An 18073-nucleotide genomic window follows, 5' to 3' on the forward strand; every position below is an offset into this window, starting at 1 on the left:
ACAACAGACCTCTGAGGGAGAACGCGATGAGCGCACCCGACGGCAGCCCGGTCGGCGCCGAACGCAGCATCGGCCAGCTGTTCGCCTCGGCGACGACCGAATTGTCGGCGCTGGTGCACGACGAGATCGCTCTGGCCAAGGCCCAGCTGAAGCAGGACGTCAAGCGCGGCGCGACCAGCGGCGGCGCGTTCACGGCGGCCCTGGTGCTGCTCGTCTTCTCGCTCCCGATGCTCAACTTCGCCCTCGCCTACGGCATCCGGACCTGGAGCGGCTGGAACCTGGCGATCTGCTTCGTGCTGTCCTTCGCCGCGAACGTGCTCGTCGCCGGCCTCCTCGCCCTGATCGGCGTGGTGTTCGCGAAGAAGGCCAAGAAGGGCAAGGGCCCGCAGAAGGCGGCCGCCTCGATGAAGGAGACGGCGAACGTCCTGCAGCACGCCAAGCCGCACCCCCGCGCGGAACTGCCCGAGGACCGGGCCCCCGCGGCCATCGAGGCTGTGGCACGCTCACAGTCATGACGGAACCCGCCCCCTCGGCCGTACGGATCGAAGGTCCCTGGCTGCACAGGGACGTCGCCGCCAACGGCGCCCGCTTCCACATCGCCGAGCTCGGCGACGGCCCACTGGTGCTGTTGCTGCACGGCTTCCCGCAGTTCTGGTGGGCCTGGCGGCACCAGCTGGTCGCGCTCGCGGACGCCGGCTACCGGGCGGTGGCGATGGACCTGCGGGGCGTCGGCGGCAGCGACCGCACGCCCCGCGGATACGACCCGGCGAACCTCGCGCTCGACGTCACCGGCGTGATCCGCTCGCTCGGCGAGCCGGACGCGGCGGTGGTCGGCCACGACCTGGGCGGCTATCTGGCGTGGACGGCGGCGGCGATGCGGCCCAAGCTCGTCCGGCGGCTGGCCGTGGTGTCCATGCCGCATCCCCGGCGCTGGCGGGCGGCGATGCTGCGGGACGCCCGGCAGACGGCCGCCAACTCCTACATCTGGGGCTTCCAGCGGCCGTGGCTCCCGGAGCGTCAACTCACCGCGGACGGCGGCGCGCTGGTGGGCCGGCTGATCCGGGACTGGTCCGGGCCGCGCCAGCCGGAGGACAAGACGCTGGAGACCTACCAGCGCGCCATGTGCATCCCGTCGACCGCGCACTGCGCGATCGAGCCGTACCGCTGGCTGGTGCGCTCGCTGGCCCGGCCGGACGGCATCCAGTTCAACCGCCGGATGAAGCGCCCGGTCCGGGTGCCCACCCTGCATCTGCACGGCTCACTGGACCCGGTGACGCGCACGCGCAGCGCGGCCGGTTCGGGCGAGTACGTCGAAGCGCCGTACCGCTGGCGGCTGTTCGACGGCCTCGGCCACTTCCCGCACGAGGAGGACCCGGCCGCGTTCTCCACGGAACTGGTCAACTGGCTGAAGGACCCCGAGCCGGATCGGTGACGAACACCGGTGGTGACGCACGCCGGTGAGCGACACCCGGAACCGGCGAAGTTCACCCGTACCGGTGACGCGTGCCGGTGACCGTGCGGTGACGGTTCGATGCGGGCAGTATCCGGTTCCTGAACAGTTGTCCCCCGAACGGCCACATGCCTGCCGCATAGGCCAATTGGACGGCGCTCAGGCGGTTATCGACCTTCGGGCAGGGGCACACGTCCGGGTATGGGCTGGACGCACGACTACAGTGACGCACCCCGCAACCGCCGCTCCGCCGCGGGTCTGAGCACGCCTCGGCGCGGCAACGCGCAACTCGCGGAAGGGGACCTCCGGGTGGGCATTCCGCGCATCCTGCGCCGCCGGGCGCGCTGGGTCTCGATGCGTCTGCGTCATCCCCGCACCTGAGTCCCCTCCGGACGGTCACAGGGCGCAGCTGTCCGTACCCACCTGCTCGTTCGCCGCGCGCCCCTGGGCGATGTCGGGCCGGATCTCGTCCGCCGTGAGGGCGTAGCCGGTCTCGGCGTCGTCGAGGGACTTGGCGAACACCACGCCGTACACCCGGCCGTCGGGGGTGAGCAGCGGACCGCCCGAGTTGCCCTGGCGGACCGTCGTGTAGAGCGAGTAGACGTCGCGGCGGACGGTGCCGCGGTGGTAGATGTCCGGGCCGTTGGCCGTGATGCGCCCGCGCACGCGCGCCGCGCGCACGTCGTACGAGCCGTTCTCCGGGAAGCCCGCGACGATCGCGCCGTCGCCGCCGGCCGCGTCCTGGCCGGAGAATTGCAGGGCGTTCGCCTTCAGGTCGGGTACGTCCAGTACGGCGATGTCGCGCTTCCAGTCGTACAGGACGACCTTGGCGTCGTACTTGCGGCCCTCGCCGCCTATCTGCACCGTGGGCGCGTCGACGCCGCCGACGACGTGCGCGTTGGTCATGACCCTGCGGTCGGCGAACACGAAGCCGGTGCCCTCCAGCACCTTGCCGCAGCTCTGGGCGGTGCCGGTGACCTTGACGATGGACCGCTGGGCGCGCACCGCGACCGGGCTGTTGGCGAGCGCCGGGTCGGGCGGCCGGACGTCCTTGATCGGCTCGTTGGCGAACGGGCTGAAGACCTGCGGGAAGCCGTTCTGCGCGAGGACGGAGGAGAAGTCCGCGAACCAGGTGTCGGCCTGCGCCGGCAGCGCCCGGGAGACGCCGAGGAGCACCTTGGAGCCGCGGACCTCCCTGCCGAGCGTCGGCAGGGTGGTGCCGGCGAGGGCGGAACCGATCAGCCAGGCCACCAGCAGCATGGCGACGACGTTGACCAGGGCGCCGCCGGTGGCGTCCAGGGCGCGGGCCGGGGACCAGGTGATGTACCGGCGCAGCTTGTTGCCGAGATGGGTGGTCAGGGCCTGGCCGACGGAGGCGCAGACGATCACGACGACCACGGCGACCACGGCGGCGGTGGTGCCGACGTCCGCGTTGTCGGTCACGGCGTCCCAGATCACGGGCAGCGCGTAGACGGCGACGAGGCCGCCGCCCAGGAACCCGATCACCGACAGGATGCCCACGACGAAGCCCTGGCGGTAGCCGACGACCGCGAACCACACGGCCGCGACCAGCAACAGGATGTCCAGCACGTTCACGGAGGACACCCTGTCATGCGCGCCAGTCCAGCGGGACCTGCTTCTCCCTGTCCCAGGGGCGCTCCCAGCCCGCGTAGTGCAGCAGGCGGTCGATCACTCCGGCCGTGAAACCCCAGACCAGCGCCGATTCGACCAGGAATGCCGGGCCCCGGTGACCTCTGGGGTGGACGGCGGTGGCGCGGTTCGCGGGGTCCGTGAGATCCGCCACGGGGACCGTGAACACCCGCGCCGTCTCGTTCGGATCGACGACGCCGACCGGGCTGGGCTCGCGCCACCAGCCGAGCACGGGCGTGACGACGAAACCGCTGACCGGGATGTACAGCGCGGGCAGCACGCCGAAGAGCTGGACGCCGGACGGATCGAGGCCGGTCTCCTCCTGCGCCTCGCGCAGCGCGGCTCTGAGCGGGCCGTCGGTGTGCGGATCGCCGTCCTCGGGGTCGAGCGCGCCGCCCGGGAAGGACGGCTGCCCCGCGTGCGAGCGCAGCGAGCCGGCGCGCTCCATCAGCAGCAGCTCCGGGCCGCGCTCGCCCTCGCCGAACAGGATCAGCACGGCCGACTTGCGGCCCGAGCCGTTCTCCGGCGGCAGGAAGCGGCTCAGCTGGAGCGGCTCGACCGTCTCGGCGGCCCGCACCACCGGCGCCAGCCACTCCGGCAGCCCCTCCTTGCTCAGCGTCACCCGTCCGTGCGCCGCACCACGCGTCACCGCACCGCCCCGCGTCTCACCGGTCCTCGCCATCGCCGCCCCCTCGCTCCGCCTGTCCAACGTCCGAGGACCCCGAGATCGTTCCGTCACGCGGCCCCCAGGGGCGGGGCCGGCCTGCCGCCCGCGTCGAGGTAGGCCTGCGGGGGCCTCAGCCGCTGGCCGGGGAAGCCGCCCTTCTCGTACTTCAGCAGCTTCTTCGCCTTCTCCGGGTCGATCTCCCCCTCGCCGTACGCCGGGCACAGCGGGGCGATCGGGCAGGCGCCGCAGGCGGGCTTGCGGGCGTGGCAGATACGGCGGCCGTGCCAGATCACGTGGTGGGACAGGTCGGTCCACTCGCTCTTCGGGAACAGCGCGCCGACGGCGGCCTCGATCTTGTCGGGGTCGGTCTCGTCGGTCCACCGCCAGCGCCTGACCAGCCGCTGGAAGTGGGTGTCCACGGTGATCCCGGGCCGGCCGAAGGCGTTGCCGAGCACGACGAACGCGGTCTTGCGGCCGACGCCGGGCAGCTTGACCAGGTCCTCGAGCCTGCCGGGCACCTCGCCGCCGAAGTCCTCCACGAGGGCCTTGGAGAGCCCTATGACCGACTTGGTCTTGGCCCGGAAGAACCCGCAGGGGCGCAGGATCTCCTCGACCTCCTCCGGATTGGCGGCGGCCAGGTCCTCGGGGGCCGGGTACTTCGCGAAGAGCGCCGGGGTCGTCTGGTTGACGCGCAGGTCGGTGGTCTGGGCCGACAGCACGGTGGCCACCAGCAGCTGGAAGGGGTTGTCGAAGTCCAGCTCGGGGTGGGCGTACGGGAACACCGCGGCGAGCTCGCGGTTGATACGGCGGGCGCGGCGGACCAGGGCGGTACGGGACTCGCCCCCCGGCGGCTGAACGGCGACCTTCTTGACGGGCGCCGCCTTCTTCACGGCGACGGGCTTCCCGCTCGCCACGACCTTCTTGACCGGGGAGACCTTCTTGGCGGAGGCGGCCTTCTTGGCGGGGGCGGTCTTCTTGGCCGGGGCAGCTTTCTTGGCAGGGGCGGCCTTCTTGCCCTGAGCGGCCTTGGCCGAGGCGGTCTTCTTGGCTGCGGTCTTTTTGGCCGCTGCGGTCTTGCCCGCCGCCGTCTTCTTGGCCGCCGTGGTCTTCCCGGCCGCCGCCTTCTTGCCCGCCGCCGTCTCCTTGGCGGAGCCCGAAGTAGCCTTTTTTGCCGTTTTTCCGGTTTTCTTATCGCCGCCGGGGCTCTGTTCGCCCACAGCGGAATCGCGACGTACAACCACCCGCTAAGCCCCCTTGGCCTGTGCTCTCACCGGCGATTTGGACACCCGGCCAGCCTAGAGCCCGGCACCGACATCCGCCCCGGACCCCGAGGACCGGCCCCCGATTGGACCCCTGGCGCTTACCTCAGGACACCTGTGCGGCATCCTTGTGACAGATCACACTGTTTGGACCGTCCGGCAAAATGGGGAACACGGTCCCCTGGCACTCGGGGGAGCAAGATCCCCTGAGCAGGTCGACAAGGAGAGAACTCAGTGGACGACGTTCTGCGGCGCAACCCGCTCTTCGCGGCTCTCGACGACGAGCAGGCCGCGGAGCTTCGCGCCTCCATGAGCGAGGTGACCCTCGCACGCGGCGACTCCCTCTTCCACGAGGGCGATCCCGGCGACCGGCTGTACGTCGTCACCGAGGGCAAGGTCAAGCTGCACCGTACCTCCCCCGACGGCCGCGAGAACATGCTCGCCGTCGTCGGCCCCGGCGAGCTGATCGGCGAGCTGTCGCTGTTCGACCCGGGCCCGCGTACGGCGACCGCGACCGCGCTGACCGAGGTCAAGCTGCTCGGTCTGGGCCATGGCGACCTCCAGCCCTGGCTGAACGCCCGGCCCGAGGTGGCCGGCGCCCTGCTGCGCGCCGTCGCCCGCCGTCTGCGCAAGACCAACGACGCCATGTCCGACCTGGTCTTCTCCGACGTCCCCGGCCGCGTGGCGCGCGCCCTGCTGGACCTGTCGCGCCGCTTCGGCGTGCAGTCCGAGGAGGGCATCCACGTCGTGCACGACCTCACCCAGGAGGAGCTGGCCCAGCTGGTCGGCGCCTCGCGCGAGACCGTGAACAAGGCGCTGGCGGACTTCGCGCAGCGCGGGTGGCTCCGCCTGGAGGCGCGGGCGGTCATCCTGCTGGACGTGGAGCGGCTGGCCAAGCGGTCGCGCTGACGCTGGTCTCGGCCGTACGACCGCGGGGTCCCGCTTCTCATGGAGCCGGGCCCCGCTGTCGTTGCCGCCCCGGACTGCCGCCGCGCCGAAAATGCGCCGCACGTCCGCCTCACGGGCGGCACAGTTGCCCCATGGCTGAAACGATCCGTCGGCCCGGGCTCGACGAGCAGGGCTTCATCGCGCGCGAAGGCTCCCTCGCGCGCGTGCCCGGTGTCTTCCGTCCCGTCGTGGCCGCGGCGCGCGACCGGCTGGCGGCCGTCTTCGGGCCGCGCCTGCACAGCGCCTACCTCTACGGCTCGATCCCGCGTGGCACCGCGCGTGTGGGGCGCAGCGATCTGGACCTGCTCGCCGTGCTGCGGGAGGAGCCGACCGAGGCGGACCGAGAGGCCGCACGGACGCTGGACAAGGCCGTCGACAAGGAGTTCCGGCAGATCGACGGGGGCGGCACGCTGCTGTCCAGCCGGGACCGGGCGCTGAGCGAGCTGGAGCGGTACGACCTGGGGTGGTTCGTGGCCTGCCTGTGCACCCCGCTGCTCGGCGAGGACCTCGCCGAGTACCTGCCGCGCTACCGCCCCGACTCCCTGCTCGCCCGGGAGACCAACGGCGACCTGGCGCTGTGGCTGCCCCGCTGGCGGGAGCGGATCGCGGACGCCGAGGACACCGAGGAGGCTGGCCGCCCCCTCGTGCGCTTCATGTCCCGGCACCTCGTCCGCACCGGCTTCACGCTCGTCATGCCCCGCTGGAACGGCTGGACGAGCGACCTGCACGAGATGGCCGAGGCGTTCGGCACGTACTACCCGCTGCGGGCCGCACAGCTGCGCAGGGCGGCGGAGTACGGCTACGAGCCCGTCGGCGACCCGGACGTCCTGCGCCCGTACGTGGACGACCTCGGCCCCTGGCTCGCCGCGGAGTACGCGCGCGTGCACGGCGTGAAGGCGCCCCGGCCGGACGGCCCCTAGATGAGCCCGTGCTCGCTCAGGTAGTCCAGCTGGGCCCGTACCGACAGTTCCGCCGCCGGCCACAGGGAGCGGTCCACGTCGGCGTAGACATGGGCGACGACCTCGGCGGGGGTGCGGTGGCCGTCCTCGACCGCCGTCTCCACCTGGGCGAGCCGGTGGGCGCGGTGGGCGAGGTAGAACTCGACGGCGCCCTGCGCGTCCTCCAGGACCGGCCCGTGGCCCGGCAGGACGGTGTGCACGCCGTCGTCCACCGTCAGGGACCGCAGGCGGCGCAAAGAGTCCAGATAGTCGCCGAGGCGGCCGTCGGGGTGCGCCACGACCGTCGTGCCGCGCCCGAGGATGGTGTCCCCGGTCAGCACGGCCCGGTCGGCCGGGAGATGGAAGCACAGCGAGTCCGCGGTGTGCCCGGGCGTCGGTACGACCCGCAGCTCCAGGCCGCCGACGGTGACCACGTCTCCGGCGGCCAGGCCCTCGTCGCCCAGGCGCAGCGCCGGGTCGAGGGCACGCACGCGCGTGCCGGTCAGTTCCGCGAAGCGGGCGGCGCCCTCGGCGTGGTCGGGGTGGCCGTGGGTGAGCAGGGTCAGGGCGATGCGCCGGCCGGCCTTCTCGGCGGTGTCGACGACGGTGCGCAGATGGCCGTCGTCCAGGGGCCCCGGGTCGATCACCACGGCGAGGTCGGAGTCGGGCTCGGCGACGATCCAGGTGTTGGTGCCGTCCAGGGTCATCGGGGAGGCGTTGGGCGCGAGGACGTTCACGGCCCGTTCGGTGGCCGGGCCGGAGCGCACCTGGCCGCGCGGCTGGCCGGGCAGCGTGCTTGCTTCGGTCATGCGGGGCCTCCGCCCGTGGTCTCGGCGCCCGTCGGAGCCGTCGGGATGTGCTTGGTGAACTCCTCGTGCCCGGGCCAGGACAGGACGATCTCGCCGTCCCTGAGGCGGGCGCGGGCCAGCACCGGGGTCATGTCGCGCCCGGGGGCGGCCGCGAGCGTCTCGGCGGCGGAGGCGTACGGCAGCAGCTGGCGCAGGGTGGCGATGGTGGGCGGCATCATGAGCAGCTCGCCCTTGTCGTACCGGGCGGCGGCCTCGGCCGGGCGGATCCACACCGTGCGGTCGGCCTCCGTGGAGGCGTTCCGGGTGCGCTGGCCCTCGGGCAGCGCGGCCACGAAGAACCAGGTGTCGTAGCGGCGGGACTCGAACTCCGGGGTGATCCAGCGGGTCCAGGCGCCCAGCAGGTCGGAGCGCAGCACCAGCCCGCGCCGCTGCAGGAACTCGGCGAAGGACAGCTCGCGCGCGACCAGCGCGGCGCGGTCGGCCTCCCAGTCCTCTCCGGTGGTGTCGCCGACGACCGAGTCCGCGTCGGGCCCGGCGAGCAGCACGCCGGCCTCCTCGTACGTCTCGCGTACGGCCGCGCAGACGATGGCCTGGGCGCCCGGCTCGTCCACGCCGAGCCGCTCGGCCCACCACGCGCGCGTGGGGCCGGCCCAGCGCACCAGACGGTCGTCGTCGCGCGGGTCGACGCCGCCGCCCGGATACGCGTACGCGCCTCCGGCGAAGGCCATGGAGGCGCGTCTGCGCAGCATGTGGACCGCGGGGCCGTCCGGCGTGTCCTTCAGGAGCAGCACCGTGGCCGCGCGCCGGGGGGACACCGGGGTGAGGGTGCCGGCCGCGAGCGCGCGGATGCGGTCGGGCCACTCCGGGGGGTACCACTGACCGTTCGCCATGGCCGGAGGCTATCCCGTGTAGGGCGAATGTTCGAGAGCTGCCCGAGGTCAGAGGGTTACTGAGCCAGCTCGACCTGGATCTCGACCTCGACCGGCGCGTCCAGCGGCAGCACCGCGACGCCGACGGCGCTGCGGGCGTGCACGCCCTTGTCGCCGAGGACCTCGCCGAGCAGTTCGCTGGCGCCGTTGACGACTCCGGGCTGCCCGGTGAAGTCGGCCGCGGAGGCGACGAAGCCGACGACCTTCACCACGCGCGCGATGCGGTCCAGGTCGCCGGTGACGGACTTCACCGCGGCGAGCGCGTTCAGCGCGCAGATCCGGGCCAGGTCCTTGGCCTCCTCGGCGGTGACCTCGGCGCCCACCTTGCCGGTGACCGGCAGCTTGCCCTCGACCATCGGCAGCTGGCCGGCGGTGTAGACGTACACGCCGGACTGCACGGCCGGCTGGTACGCGGCCAGCGGCGGCACGACCTCCGGCAGGGTCAGCCCCAGTTCGGCCAGCTTGGCCTCGACCCCGCTCATGCCTGCTTCTCCCGCTTCAGGTAGGCGACGAGCTGCTCGGGGTTGTTGGGCCCGGGCACGACCTGGACGAGCTCCCAGCCGTCCTCGCCCCAGGTGTCCAGGATCTGCTTCGTGGCGTGGACGAGCAGCGGCACGGTGGCGTATTCCCACTTCTTGGTCATGGGGCCGACTGTATCCGCTGTGGCCGGTGGGGCCGGCGGCCGACCGGCGGGGGCGTTGTCCACAGGCCGGGCGGCCCGCTGTGACCTTCGTTATCCACAGCCTCCCGCGTGAGTGTCGAGCGAACTGGTTAGTCTCGAAGACGTGAGCAGGCTCCAGGTCGTCAGCGGCAAGGGCGGGACCGGAAAGACGACGGTCGCCGCCGCACTGGCGCTGGCCCTCGCGACCGAGGGGAAGCGGACGCTTCTCGTCGAGGTCGAGGGCCGGCAGGGCATCGCCCAGCTTTTCGAGACGGAGGCGTTGCCGTACGAGGAGCGGAAGATCGCGGTGGCTCCGGGCGGCGGTGAGGTGTACGCCCTGGCCATAGACGCCGAACTGGCCCTTCTGGACTACCTCCAGATGTTCTACAAGCTCGGGGGTGCGGGCCGGGCCCTGAAGAAGCTGGGCGCGATCGACTTCGCCACCACCGTCGCGCCGGGCATCCGGGACGTCCTGCTGACCGGCAAGGCGTGCGAGGCGGTGCGCCGCAAGGACCGCTCCGGCAGGTTCGTGTACGACTACGTCGTCATGGACGCCCCGCCGACGGGCCGCATCACCCGCTTCCTGAACGTGAACGACGAGGTGGCGGGCCTGGCGAAGATCGGCCCGATACACAACCAGGCGCAGGCCGTGATGCGGGTGCTCAAGTCGCCGGAGACGGCGGTGCACCTGGTGACGCTGCTGGAGGAGATGCCGGTCCAGGAGACCGCCGACGGCATCGCCGAACTCCGCGCGGCGCGGCTGCCGGTGGGCCGGGTCATCGTGAACATGGTCCGCCCCGAGGTGTTGGACGCGGCCGACCTGGAACTCGTACGTGCCGTGGAGCGTTCCTCCGTCGCACAGGCGCTCTCGGCCGCGGGGCTCGGCGGGGCCCGGCGGGGCGGGAACGCGGAGAAGCTGGTGGACCCGCTGCTGGAGCAGGCGGCGGAGTACGCCGAGCGGTACGCGCTGGAGCAGGAACAGCGCGCGGTCCTCGGTGAGCTGGGTCTGCCGCTGGGCGAACTGCCGCTGCTCGCCGAGGGCATGGACCTGGCGGGCCTGTACGAACTCGCCACCGAGCTGCGGAAGCAGGGGTTGACATGAGTCCGGACCCGGCCGAGGCATCCGAGACGGCAGTGACGGCCGACGGGCCGGCGACGGCCCAGGGGCTCGCGAGGGCCGAGGGGCGGGACAAGCCCCACGGTCTCTCCCCCGCGCGCGTGCTGGACGTCGATCCGCTGCTGGACGACCCGAAGACCCGGATCGTGGTGTGCTGCGGCTCGGGCGGGGTCGGCAAGACGACGACCGCCGCGGCTCTCGGGCTGCGGGCGGCCGAGCGGGGCCGCAAGGTGGTCGTGCTGACCATCGACCCGGCCCGGCGGCTGGCCCAGTCGATGGGCATCGACTCCCTCGACAACGTCCCGCGCCGGGTGAAGGGCACCGAGGGCGAGGGCGAACTGCACGCCATGATGCTCGACATGAAGCGCACCTTCGACGAGGTCGTGGAGGCGCACGCGGATCCGGAGCGGGCGGCCGCGATCCTGGCGAACCCCTTCTACCAGTCGCTCTCGGCGGGCTTCGCGGGCACGCAGGAGTACATGGCGATGGAGAAGCTCGGCCAGCTGCGGGCGAGGGAAGAGTGGGACCTGATCGTCGTCGACACCCCGCCGTCCCGCTCGGCGCTGGACTTCCTGGACGCGCCGAAGCGGCTGGGCTCCTTCCTGGACGGCCGGCTGATCCGCCTGCTGACCGCGCCGGCCAAGCTCGGCGGGCGCGCGGGCATGGCCTTCCTCAACGTCGGCATGTCGATGATGACCGGCACGCTCGGCAAGCTGCTAGGCGGCCAGCTGCTGAAGGACGTCCAGACGTTCGTGGCCGCGATGGACACCACCTTCGGCGGTTTCCGCACGCGCGCGGACGCCACGTACAAGCTGCTCCAGGCTCCCGGTACGGCCTTCGTGGTGGTCGCGGCGCCGGAGCGGGACGCGCTGCGGGAGGCGGCGTACTTCGTGGAGCGGCTGGCCGCGGAGAAGATGCCGCTGGTGGGCCTGGTGCTGAACCGAGTCCATGGCACCGGCGCCGGGCGGCTGTCGGCGGAGCGGGCGCTCGCCGCCGCCGAAAATCTTGAGGACCGCCGCATTGTGGATCAGGGCGGCGGGAAAGCTGGACTTCGTAACTCTCCCGACACATACGGCAGTTCGCGATCTCCCGCATCCGAGGCCGCAGCCGACGCCCCTGCTTCCGAAGAAGGCTCCCCCGCCGACACGGAGCGCTCCGTCGACCGGCTCACCGCGGGACTGCTGCGACTGCACGCCGACCGCATGCAGCTGCTCTCGCGCGAGCGGCGCACGCGTGACCGTTTCATCGCCCGCCACCCCGAGGTGGCGGTCGTGGAAGTACCCGCGCTGCCCGGCGACGTCCACGACCTCGCGGGCCTGCGCGACATCGGCGCCCGGCTGGCAGCGGGCGCGACAGAGCCGACGGAGCTGCCGTAGCGCGGCATCGGCCGACTGCTGCGGGGCGGCCCGGGCGCGGGTGAAGCCGTACGCGCGGTGATCGTCGTACAACGCGCGCTGACGGTCCTGCGTGGGGGGTGGCATGCGCGGGCGGTGTCGATGGCACGCGCGAGCAGGAGCCATGTGCGGGCAGCAGGCGCAGGCCGGAGCCGCGCGTGGTGCTGTCCGGTCAACCGGGTGCCGCAAGGCCGGTCATGACTTCCCCAGGCGTAGGCCCGACCGGCGCTTCTCTCGCCTCACCGCTTGCCGAGTTCCGGGTGGACACCGCTCGGCGTACCCGGACCCGGGTCTGTCCGGCCCCGCTTTCCGTGGCCCACGCCCGGACGATCCCGATGGCGCGTGCCCGGTCGGGGGCCGTGTGCCCCGGGTATGTGCCGCGGGGAACGCCCTCCGGCTCCCTCAGCTCACGGCCGCGTAGTTCTCGTACACTTCGTCGTTGTCGAGCGGCACGATGCCCGCTCCGCGCTCGTACTCCGAGCGGGCGGTCTCCAGCAGCCTGCGCCAGGAGGTCACGGTGGGCCGGCGGCGCAGCAGTGCGCGGCGCTCCCGCTCCGTCATGCCTCCCCACACGCCGAACTCGACGCGGTTGTCCAGCGCATCGGCGAGGCACTCGGTGCGTACCGGGCATCCGGTGCACACCGCCTTGGCCCTGTTCTGCGCTGCTCCCTGAACGAACAGTTCATCCGGATCGGTAGTGCGGCAGGCAGCCTGCGCACTCCAGTCGGTAACCCAGCCCATACCGGCGCCGTCCTCTCCCGAATCGAGGCTCCCCCACGGCGGCAGCGGCATATTCACCGCCGCCAGTTGAGGACGTTACGGAAGGTGGGCACAGCGCAACACCCCCTTCGGGCCCAATCTTGAATGGCCCGAACGGACTATGGGTTAGCGGCAGATCACCCGCGGGAGTGAGCTGGCGACATACGCGACCATCCCGGCAAACCGGGACGGCTGTGGTGCGCCACAACGGGCACCGGGTGACACACGAGGCGGATTCGGGCACGCCACCCTCAGATGCCGGTCACGGCCCGTGCGGGAAAAACGGGTACGCCCGGAACGATTCGGGGTCGCCGGACGTATTGATACATGACCGCACTGCTGTGACAGTTGAGAGCAGCTTAGGCCAAGGCCTGGGCGCGTGTCCGGCGAATGGGAAGGCAGACGTCCCGCTTTGCCGTGCCGTGACGCGGTCGCCCTTCGGAACGCTCAGACGTACGGATTAGGCTGCCCCCATGGCAAAGAAGCGCTCGGGCGGTGGTCTGTCGCCAACGCAGCAGGCCGCCAAGTTCCTCGGTGTCAGTGTGCTCGCCGGAGCCGTGATGGCGGGCATCGCGCTGCCCGCTGCCGGTGCGCTGGGCCTCGCCGCCAAGGGGTCGGTCCAGAGCTTCGACGAGATCCCGGACACCCTCAAGAGTCCCCGGCTCAGTCAGCGCACGACAATCCTGGACAACCAGGGCAATCAGATCGCGAGCGTCTACTCCCGCGACCGTACGGTGGTGGACCTCAAGGACATCTCGCCCTACATACAGAAGGCGATCGTCGCGATCGAGGACGCGCGCTTCTACCAGCACGGCGCGATCGACCTCAAGGGCGTGCTGCGCGCCCTGAACAAGAACGCGCAGGAGGGCGGCGTCGCCCAGGGCGCCTCCACGCTCACCCAGCAGCTGGTGAAGAACTACTTCGTCGAGGAGGCCGGCGACGACCCGACGAAGGTCGCCGAGGCCACCCAGCAGACCCTGGGCCGCAAGATCAAGGAACTGAAGTACGCGATCCAGCTCGAGGAGAAGCTCGGCAAGAAGAAGATCCTCGAGAACTACCTGAACATCACCTTCTTCGGCGAGCAGGCCTACGGCGTCGAAGCCGCCTCCCAGCGCTACTTCTCCAAGCACGCCAAGGACCTGAACCTCCAGGAAGCGGCGCTGCTGGCCGGCATCGTGCAGTCCCCGAGCCGTTACGACCCGGTCAACGACGAGTCGGAGGCCACCAAGCGGCGCAACGTCGTGCTGCAGCGGATGGCGGACGTCGGCGACATCTCCCAGCAGGAGGCCGACCAGGCCAAGGAGCAGCCCCTCGGGCTGCACCCGAGCCAGCCCAAGAACGGCTGCATCACCGCGGTCAAGGGCGCCGGCTTCTTCTGCGACTACGTCCGCGACGTCGTCCTGAACGACCCGGTCTTCGGCAAGACCAAGCAGGCCCGGGCCAAACTGTGGAACCAGGGCGGTCTGACGATCCGTACGACGCTGGACCCGCAGGCGCAGGAATCGGTGGAAGCGTCCATCAAGCAGCACGTCTACAAGTCCGACGCCGTGGCGACGGCCGCGACCATCGTCGAGCCCGGCACCGGCAAGATCCTCGCCATGGGCCAGTCCCGCCCGTACGGCTTCGGCAAGGACGAGACGCAGATAAACCTCTCCGTCAACTCGGACATGGGCGGCGGCGCGGGCTACCAGCCCGGTTCGACCTTCAAGCCGATCGTCGCCGCGGCCGCGATCGAGGGCGGCAAGCCCGCGACGCAGAAGTACCCGTCGCCGTACGAGATGACGTACCCGAGCCCCGTGCAGGCGTGTGACGGCAAGGTCTGGCGCAACGACCCGAACAACCCGGCCAAGGTGACGAACGAGAACGAGTCCGAGCGCGGCCCGATGGGCATGAAGGAGGCGACCGCCAAGTCGGTCAACACCTACTACGTGCAGCTCATCAGCGACATCGGCATCTGCCCGGTCATCGACATGGCCAAGAAGATGGGCGTGCAGCGCGCGGACGGCCAGGCGATCGCCCAGAGCCCCTCCCTCGCGCTCGGCGCCCAGGAGATGTCGCCGCTGACGATGGCGAACGCGTACGCCACCTTCGCCTCGCGCGGTACGTACTGCACCCCGATCGCCATCGAGTCGATCACCCAGAAGACCGGCACCGAGGAGAAGACCCTGGACGTGCCGCGGTCGACCTGCTCACGCGCGATGTCGCAGAAGACGGCGGACACCGTCACCACCCTGCTCAAGGGCGTGGTCGAGGACGGTACGGGCCAGCAGGCCGGCCTCGGCGACCGCCCGAGCGCGGGCAAGACGGGCACGACCGACGAGCGCTTCGCGGCCTGGTTCGTCGGCTTCACCCCGAATTTGGCCGGCGCGGTCTGGGTCGGCGACCCGCAGCACAAGCGGCACATGGTCGACATCACGATCGGCGGCGTCCCGCACGCCAAGGTCTACGGCGGCGAGGTCCCCGGCCCGATCTGGCGCGACATGATGACCGGCGCGCTGAGCGGCAAACCCGTGCAGGACTTCCACCTGATCGACATCCCCGACGACAAGAAGGACAACAACAAGGGGGATGGTCAGGGAAAAGGCCGAGGGGGGGCCAACGGGGGCAACACGGGCGGGATCGGGGGACTGATCGGCGGACTGACGGACGGGGGAACGACAGTCGGCGGCACAACGGGTGACACGACCGGCGGCGCCTTCCCCAGCCCGACCATCTCCCTCCCGGGCAACTTCATCCAGGGCCAGGGCAACGGCGGGAACAAGGGGACCGGAGGGCGCTGGGGATAACGGCCTGGTGTGAGTACGGCGGCGGGGCCGCACCCTGGGTTTCAGGGGCGCGGCCCCGCCGCCGTGTCCGTCCCTGCTGCGCGGCCCCGCCGCCGTGTCCGTCCCAGCTTCGCGGACCCGCCGCCGGGTCCGTCCCAGCTTCACCGCGGCTCAGCCGCCGTGTCCGTCCCAGCTTCGCGGACCCGCCGCCGTGTCCGTCCCTGCTTGGCCCCGGCGCTCAGCCCTGGAGGAGCTTCTTCACCGCGGCGGCGACGCGGCCGCCCTCGGCCTGGCCGGCCACCTTCGGGTTCACGATCTTCATGACGGCGCCCATGGCCCTCGGCCCCTCGGCGCCGGCCGCCTTCGCCTCTTCCACGGCCTGGGCGACGATCGCGTTCAGCTCGTCGTCGGACAGCTGCTTGGGCAGGTAGTGGGCGAGCACCTCGCCCTCCGCCTTCTCCCGCTCGGCCTGCTCGGCGCGACCGCCCTGCGCGAAGGCATCGGCCGCCTCCCGGCGCTTCTTCGCCTCGCGGGTGATCACCTTGAGGACCTCGTCGTCGGACAGCTCCCGCTTCTCCTTGCCCGCGACCTCCTCCTTGGTGATCGCGGCGAGCGTCAGCCGCAGCGTCGAGGAGCGGAGCTCGTCGCGCTCCTTGATCGCGGCGTTGAGGTCGTCGTGCAGCTTCGACTTGAGCGTGGTGGTCATGCCGTCGATTGTCGCAGGTGTGCCGACGTGAACGCCCGCTGATTTAAGGGGCGCCGGGGAGCGGAGGAGAGCCGGCCGGTCCCGTCGTACCGCCGGGGTCTGACACGATGGAGGCATGCGCGCGCGATACGGAGTACCCCTGGGAATCATGGCGGCAGGCGCCGCCGGTCTGGCGTACGCGGCGGGCTTCGAGGTCCGCTCCTTCCGCCTCCGACGGGTGACGGTCCCGGTCCTGCCGCCGGGCATGCAGCCGCTGCGCGTGCTCCAGGTCTCCGACATCCACATGGTGAGCGGCCAGCGCAAGAAGCAGCGGTGGCTGCGGTCGCTGGCGGGCCTGCGCCCGGACTTCGTGATCAACACGGGCGACAACCTCTCCGACCCCGAGGGCGTCCCCGAGGTCCTGGACGCGCTCGGCCCGCTGATGGAGTTCCCGGGCGCGTACGTCTTCGGCTCCAACGACTACTACGGCCCCCGACTGCGCAACCCTGCCCGCTACTTGCTGGAGAAGACGAGCGGCCGCCACGGGCTGAACGGCAACCCGCCGGCCGTCGGCGTCGTCCACAACCCGTGGGAGGACCTGCGCGACGGCTTCGACACGGCCGGCTGGCTGAACCTGACCAACACGCGGGGTGTCCTGAAGGTCGAGGGCGTGTCGATCGAGCTGACGGGCCTGGACGACCCGCACATCAAGCGCGACCGCTACGCCAAGGTGACGGGCGGCCCGTCGCAGACGTACGACTTCTCGATGGGCGTGGTGCACGCGCCGTACCTGCGGGTGCTGGACGCGTACACGGCGGACGGCTACCCGCTGATCCTGGCCGGCCACACCCATGGCGGCCAGCTGTGCATCCCCTTCTACGGCGCGCTGGTCACCAACTGCGACCTGGACACCGACCGGGTGAAGGGCCTGTCCACCCACACGTCGGCCGGCCACACCTCCTACCTCCACGTCTCAGCGGGCTGCGGCACGAACCGCTACACACCGGTCCGCTTCGCCTGCCCGCCGGAGGCTACGTTGTTGACGTTGGTGGGGAGGGAGTAGAAGGGCAGGGCCAAGCCCGGGACCGGGGCACGTCGGGGTCCTGGGGGAAGTCGGGACCGGCGGCCGGGGCCAGGGGTGGGATCCCGGCGAGGGACCGGGACCGTAACCCACCCGGCCTAAGCCCGATAGCCGCCCCCTCCCCCCGCTCCTAGCGTGAGGGCATGAGCGCCTCGATGCCGCCGATACCCCCGATACCCAGGGACATCCCGGACCTGCCCGCGGTCCCGAGCCCGCCCGTTCTGGTGCCTTCGCCCGTCCCCGCCACGGCGGTGGTGGCGCCCATTCGCCGCCCCATGGTCGCGCTGTTCCGCCTCCTGACCGCCCTGGCGGCGGCAGCCGGCGTGGCCCTGGAACTCCTGCTGGGCCCCCCGTCCCGCATCCTGAGCTACTTCGGCATCCAGACCGCCATCCTGCTGGCCGTCGTCATGCTCATGTCGGCATCGAGGGCCTGGCGAGCCCGCCGCCCCCTGCCTTCCTCCGTGTCAGGCGCCACACTCCTCTACGTCGTGATCTCGGCGCTCGTCTACCACCTGTTCCTGGCCCACACGACGCCGCCGTTCTCCATGACCGGCGCGACGACGGTTCCGGAGCGTTGGCACGGCTCGTGGGCGACCCTGCAGATCCTGCACACTCTGACGCCGGCGGCGGCCGTACTGGACTGGCTGCTGCTGACCCCCGCGGCCCGCCTGCACCTGCGCCAGGCGGCCGCCTGGCTCCTCTACCCCCTGGCCTACCTGGTCTTCTACCTGATCCGAGCGGCTGCCCTCACCCCCACGAACCCCGCCCGCTACCTCTATCCCTTCCTGGACGCCGCCACGCACGGCTACCGCAGCACCCTGGCGAACGCCCTCCTCCTGGGCCTCGCGATGTACGCCCTGGCCGTCCTCCTCGTGGCCCTGGACCACACCCGCCCGACCCCGGTCCGCCGCCGCGTCTAAACCGGATTTCGTCTACAGCCACCGGTGGGCTAAAGTAAACG

Annotated in this window: 19 protein-coding genes; 10 read left to right on the forward strand and 9 right to left on the reverse strand. The window is 71.5% G+C overall.

The features are described from left to right. The first annotated feature begins 26 nt into the window (after positions 1–26). The 3 genes from AB0950_RS28205 to AB0950_RS28215 all read left to right on the forward strand — a co-directional run bounded on the left by AB0950_RS28205 (position 27) and on the right by AB0950_RS28215 (position 1831). The gene (locus AB0950_RS28205; RefSeq protein ID WP_360154115.1) at positions 27–515 is read left to right on the forward strand and encodes a phage holin family protein; all 489 of its coding nucleotides are present in this window, start codon (positions 27–29) and stop codon (positions 513–515) included. After that, positions 512–1432, forward strand: a complete 921-nt coding sequence (locus AB0950_RS28210; protein ID WP_360154118.1) for an alpha/beta hydrolase — start codon at positions 512–514, stop codon at positions 1430–1432. Before AB0950_RS28205 ends, AB0950_RS28210 begins: the two co-directional genes overlap by 4 nt. Before the next feature lie 219 nt (positions 1433–1651). Then, on the forward strand, positions 1652–1831 hold the full coding sequence (locus tag AB0950_RS28215; RefSeq protein WP_360154121.1) for a hypothetical protein: 180 nt from the start codon (positions 1652–1654) through the stop codon (positions 1829–1831). 15 nt (positions 1832–1846) lie between these two features. Here the strand turns inward: AB0950_RS28215 and AB0950_RS28220 are convergent, their stop codons facing one another. Genes AB0950_RS28220 through nth form a run of 3 tightly spaced genes read right to left on the reverse strand, consistent with a single transcriptional unit; the run spans position 1847 to position 4984 of the window. Continuing rightward, positions 1847–3046 (reverse strand): MarP family serine protease, encoded by a 1200-nt coding sequence (locus AB0950_RS28220; protein WP_360154124.1) that lies wholly within the window; start codon positions 3044–3046, stop codon positions 1847–1849. 13 nt (positions 3047–3059) lie between these two features. Beyond that, the gene (locus AB0950_RS28225; RefSeq protein ID WP_360154127.1) at positions 3060–3782 is read right to left on the reverse strand and encodes a CoA pyrophosphatase; all 723 of its coding nucleotides are present in this window, start codon (positions 3780–3782) and stop codon (positions 3060–3062) included. Positions 3783–3835: 53 nt separating this feature from the next. Next, positions 3836–4984, reverse strand: coding sequence for an endonuclease III (gene nth / locus AB0950_RS28230; protein WP_366779674.1), 1149 nt, complete (start codon positions 4982–4984; stop codon positions 3836–3838). 276 nt (positions 4985–5260) lie between these two features. On the opposite strand from nth, the gene AB0950_RS28235 reads away from it, so the two are divergent. Both AB0950_RS28235 and AB0950_RS28240 read left to right on the forward strand, forming a co-directional pair. After that, a complete protein-coding gene (locus AB0950_RS28235; RefSeq protein WP_014674022.1) occupies positions 5261–5935 on the forward strand; it encodes a Crp/Fnr family transcriptional regulator in 675 nt (224 codons plus the stop codon). Positions 5936–6066: 131 nt separating this feature from the next. Beyond that, entirely contained in the window at positions 6067–6894 is an 828-nt protein-coding gene (locus AB0950_RS28240) for a nucleotidyltransferase domain-containing protein (RefSeq protein ID WP_366779675.1), read from the forward strand. On the opposite strand, the gene AB0950_RS28245 is transcribed toward AB0950_RS28240, so the two are convergent. From AB0950_RS28245 to AB0950_RS28260, 4 genes are read right to left on the reverse strand one after another with little or no spacing between them, the layout of a single operon-like run. Further along, a complete protein-coding gene (locus tag AB0950_RS28245) occupies positions 6891–7721 on the reverse strand; it encodes an MBL fold metallo-hydrolase (RefSeq protein WP_360154137.1) in 831 nt (276 codons plus the stop codon). The genes AB0950_RS28240 and AB0950_RS28245 overlap by 4 nt on opposite strands. Next, positions 7718–8611: an NUDIX hydrolase gene (locus AB0950_RS28250; protein WP_366779676.1), complete on the reverse strand. Its 894-nt coding sequence runs from the start codon at positions 8609–8611 to the stop codon at positions 7718–7720. The genes AB0950_RS28245 and AB0950_RS28250 overlap by 4 nt, the downstream gene beginning before the upstream one ends. Before the next feature lie 56 nt (positions 8612–8667). After that, complete coding sequence (locus AB0950_RS28255; RefSeq protein ID WP_360154144.1) at positions 8668–9132, reverse strand: RidA family protein; 465 nt, start codon at positions 9130–9132, stop codon at positions 8668–8670. Next, positions 9129–9293, reverse strand: coding sequence for a DUF4177 domain-containing protein (locus AB0950_RS28260; RefSeq protein WP_136744038.1), 165 nt, complete (start codon positions 9291–9293; stop codon positions 9129–9131). The genes AB0950_RS28255 and AB0950_RS28260 overlap by 4 nt, the downstream gene beginning before the upstream one ends. A 142-nt stretch (positions 9294–9435) precedes the next feature. On the opposite strand from AB0950_RS28260, the gene AB0950_RS28265 reads away from it, so the two are divergent. After that, complete coding sequence (locus AB0950_RS28265; protein WP_360154148.1) at positions 9436–10413, forward strand: ArsA-related P-loop ATPase; 978 nt, start codon at positions 9436–9438, stop codon at positions 10411–10413. Then, positions 10410–11804 carry an ArsA family ATPase gene (locus tag AB0950_RS28270; RefSeq protein WP_360154151.1) on the forward strand — a complete coding sequence of 465 codons (1395 nt, stop codon included), beginning with the start codon at positions 10410–10412 and terminating at the stop codon, positions 11802–11804. The genes AB0950_RS28265 and AB0950_RS28270 overlap by 4 nt, the downstream gene beginning before the upstream one ends. A 420-nt stretch (positions 11805–12224) precedes the next feature. On the opposite strand, the gene wblA is transcribed toward AB0950_RS28270, so the two are convergent. After that, positions 12225–12563 carry a transcriptional regulator WblA gene (gene wblA / locus AB0950_RS28275; RefSeq protein WP_018547931.1) on the reverse strand — a complete coding sequence of 113 codons (339 nt, stop codon included), beginning with the start codon at positions 12561–12563 and terminating at the stop codon, positions 12225–12227. A 491-nt stretch (positions 12564–13054) separates the two neighbouring features. Between wblA and AB0950_RS28280 the strand changes: the two genes are divergently transcribed. After that, positions 13055–15367 (forward strand): transglycosylase domain-containing protein, encoded by a 2313-nt coding sequence (locus AB0950_RS28280; protein ID WP_360154154.1) that lies wholly within the window; start codon positions 13055–13057, stop codon positions 15365–15367. Between the two features lie 217 nt (positions 15368–15584). Here AB0950_RS28280 and AB0950_RS28285 read toward each other — a convergent pair whose 3' ends face one another. Beyond that, complete coding sequence (locus AB0950_RS28285) at positions 15585–16052, reverse strand: GatB/YqeY domain-containing protein (protein ID WP_360154157.1); 468 nt, start codon at positions 16050–16052, stop codon at positions 15585–15587. Between the two features lie 115 nt (positions 16053–16167). On the opposite strand from AB0950_RS28285, the gene AB0950_RS28290 reads away from it, so the two are divergent. Next, positions 16168–17094: a metallophosphoesterase gene (locus AB0950_RS28290; RefSeq protein ID WP_366779677.1), complete on the forward strand. Its 927-nt coding sequence runs from the start codon at positions 16168–16170 to the stop codon at positions 17092–17094. 161 nt (positions 17095–17255) lie between these two features. Further along, the gene (locus AB0950_RS28295) at positions 17256–18032 is read left to right on the forward strand and encodes a Pr6Pr family membrane protein (RefSeq protein ID WP_360154162.1); all 777 of its coding nucleotides are present in this window, start codon (positions 17256–17258) and stop codon (positions 18030–18032) included. The last annotated feature ends 41 nt before the right edge of the window (positions 18033–18073 follow it).

It is taken from the genome of Streptomyces sp. NPDC007189 (genome assembly GCF_040703635.1).
Taxonomy (GTDB): Bacteria; Actinomycetota; Actinomycetes; order Streptomycetales; family Streptomycetaceae; genus Streptomyces.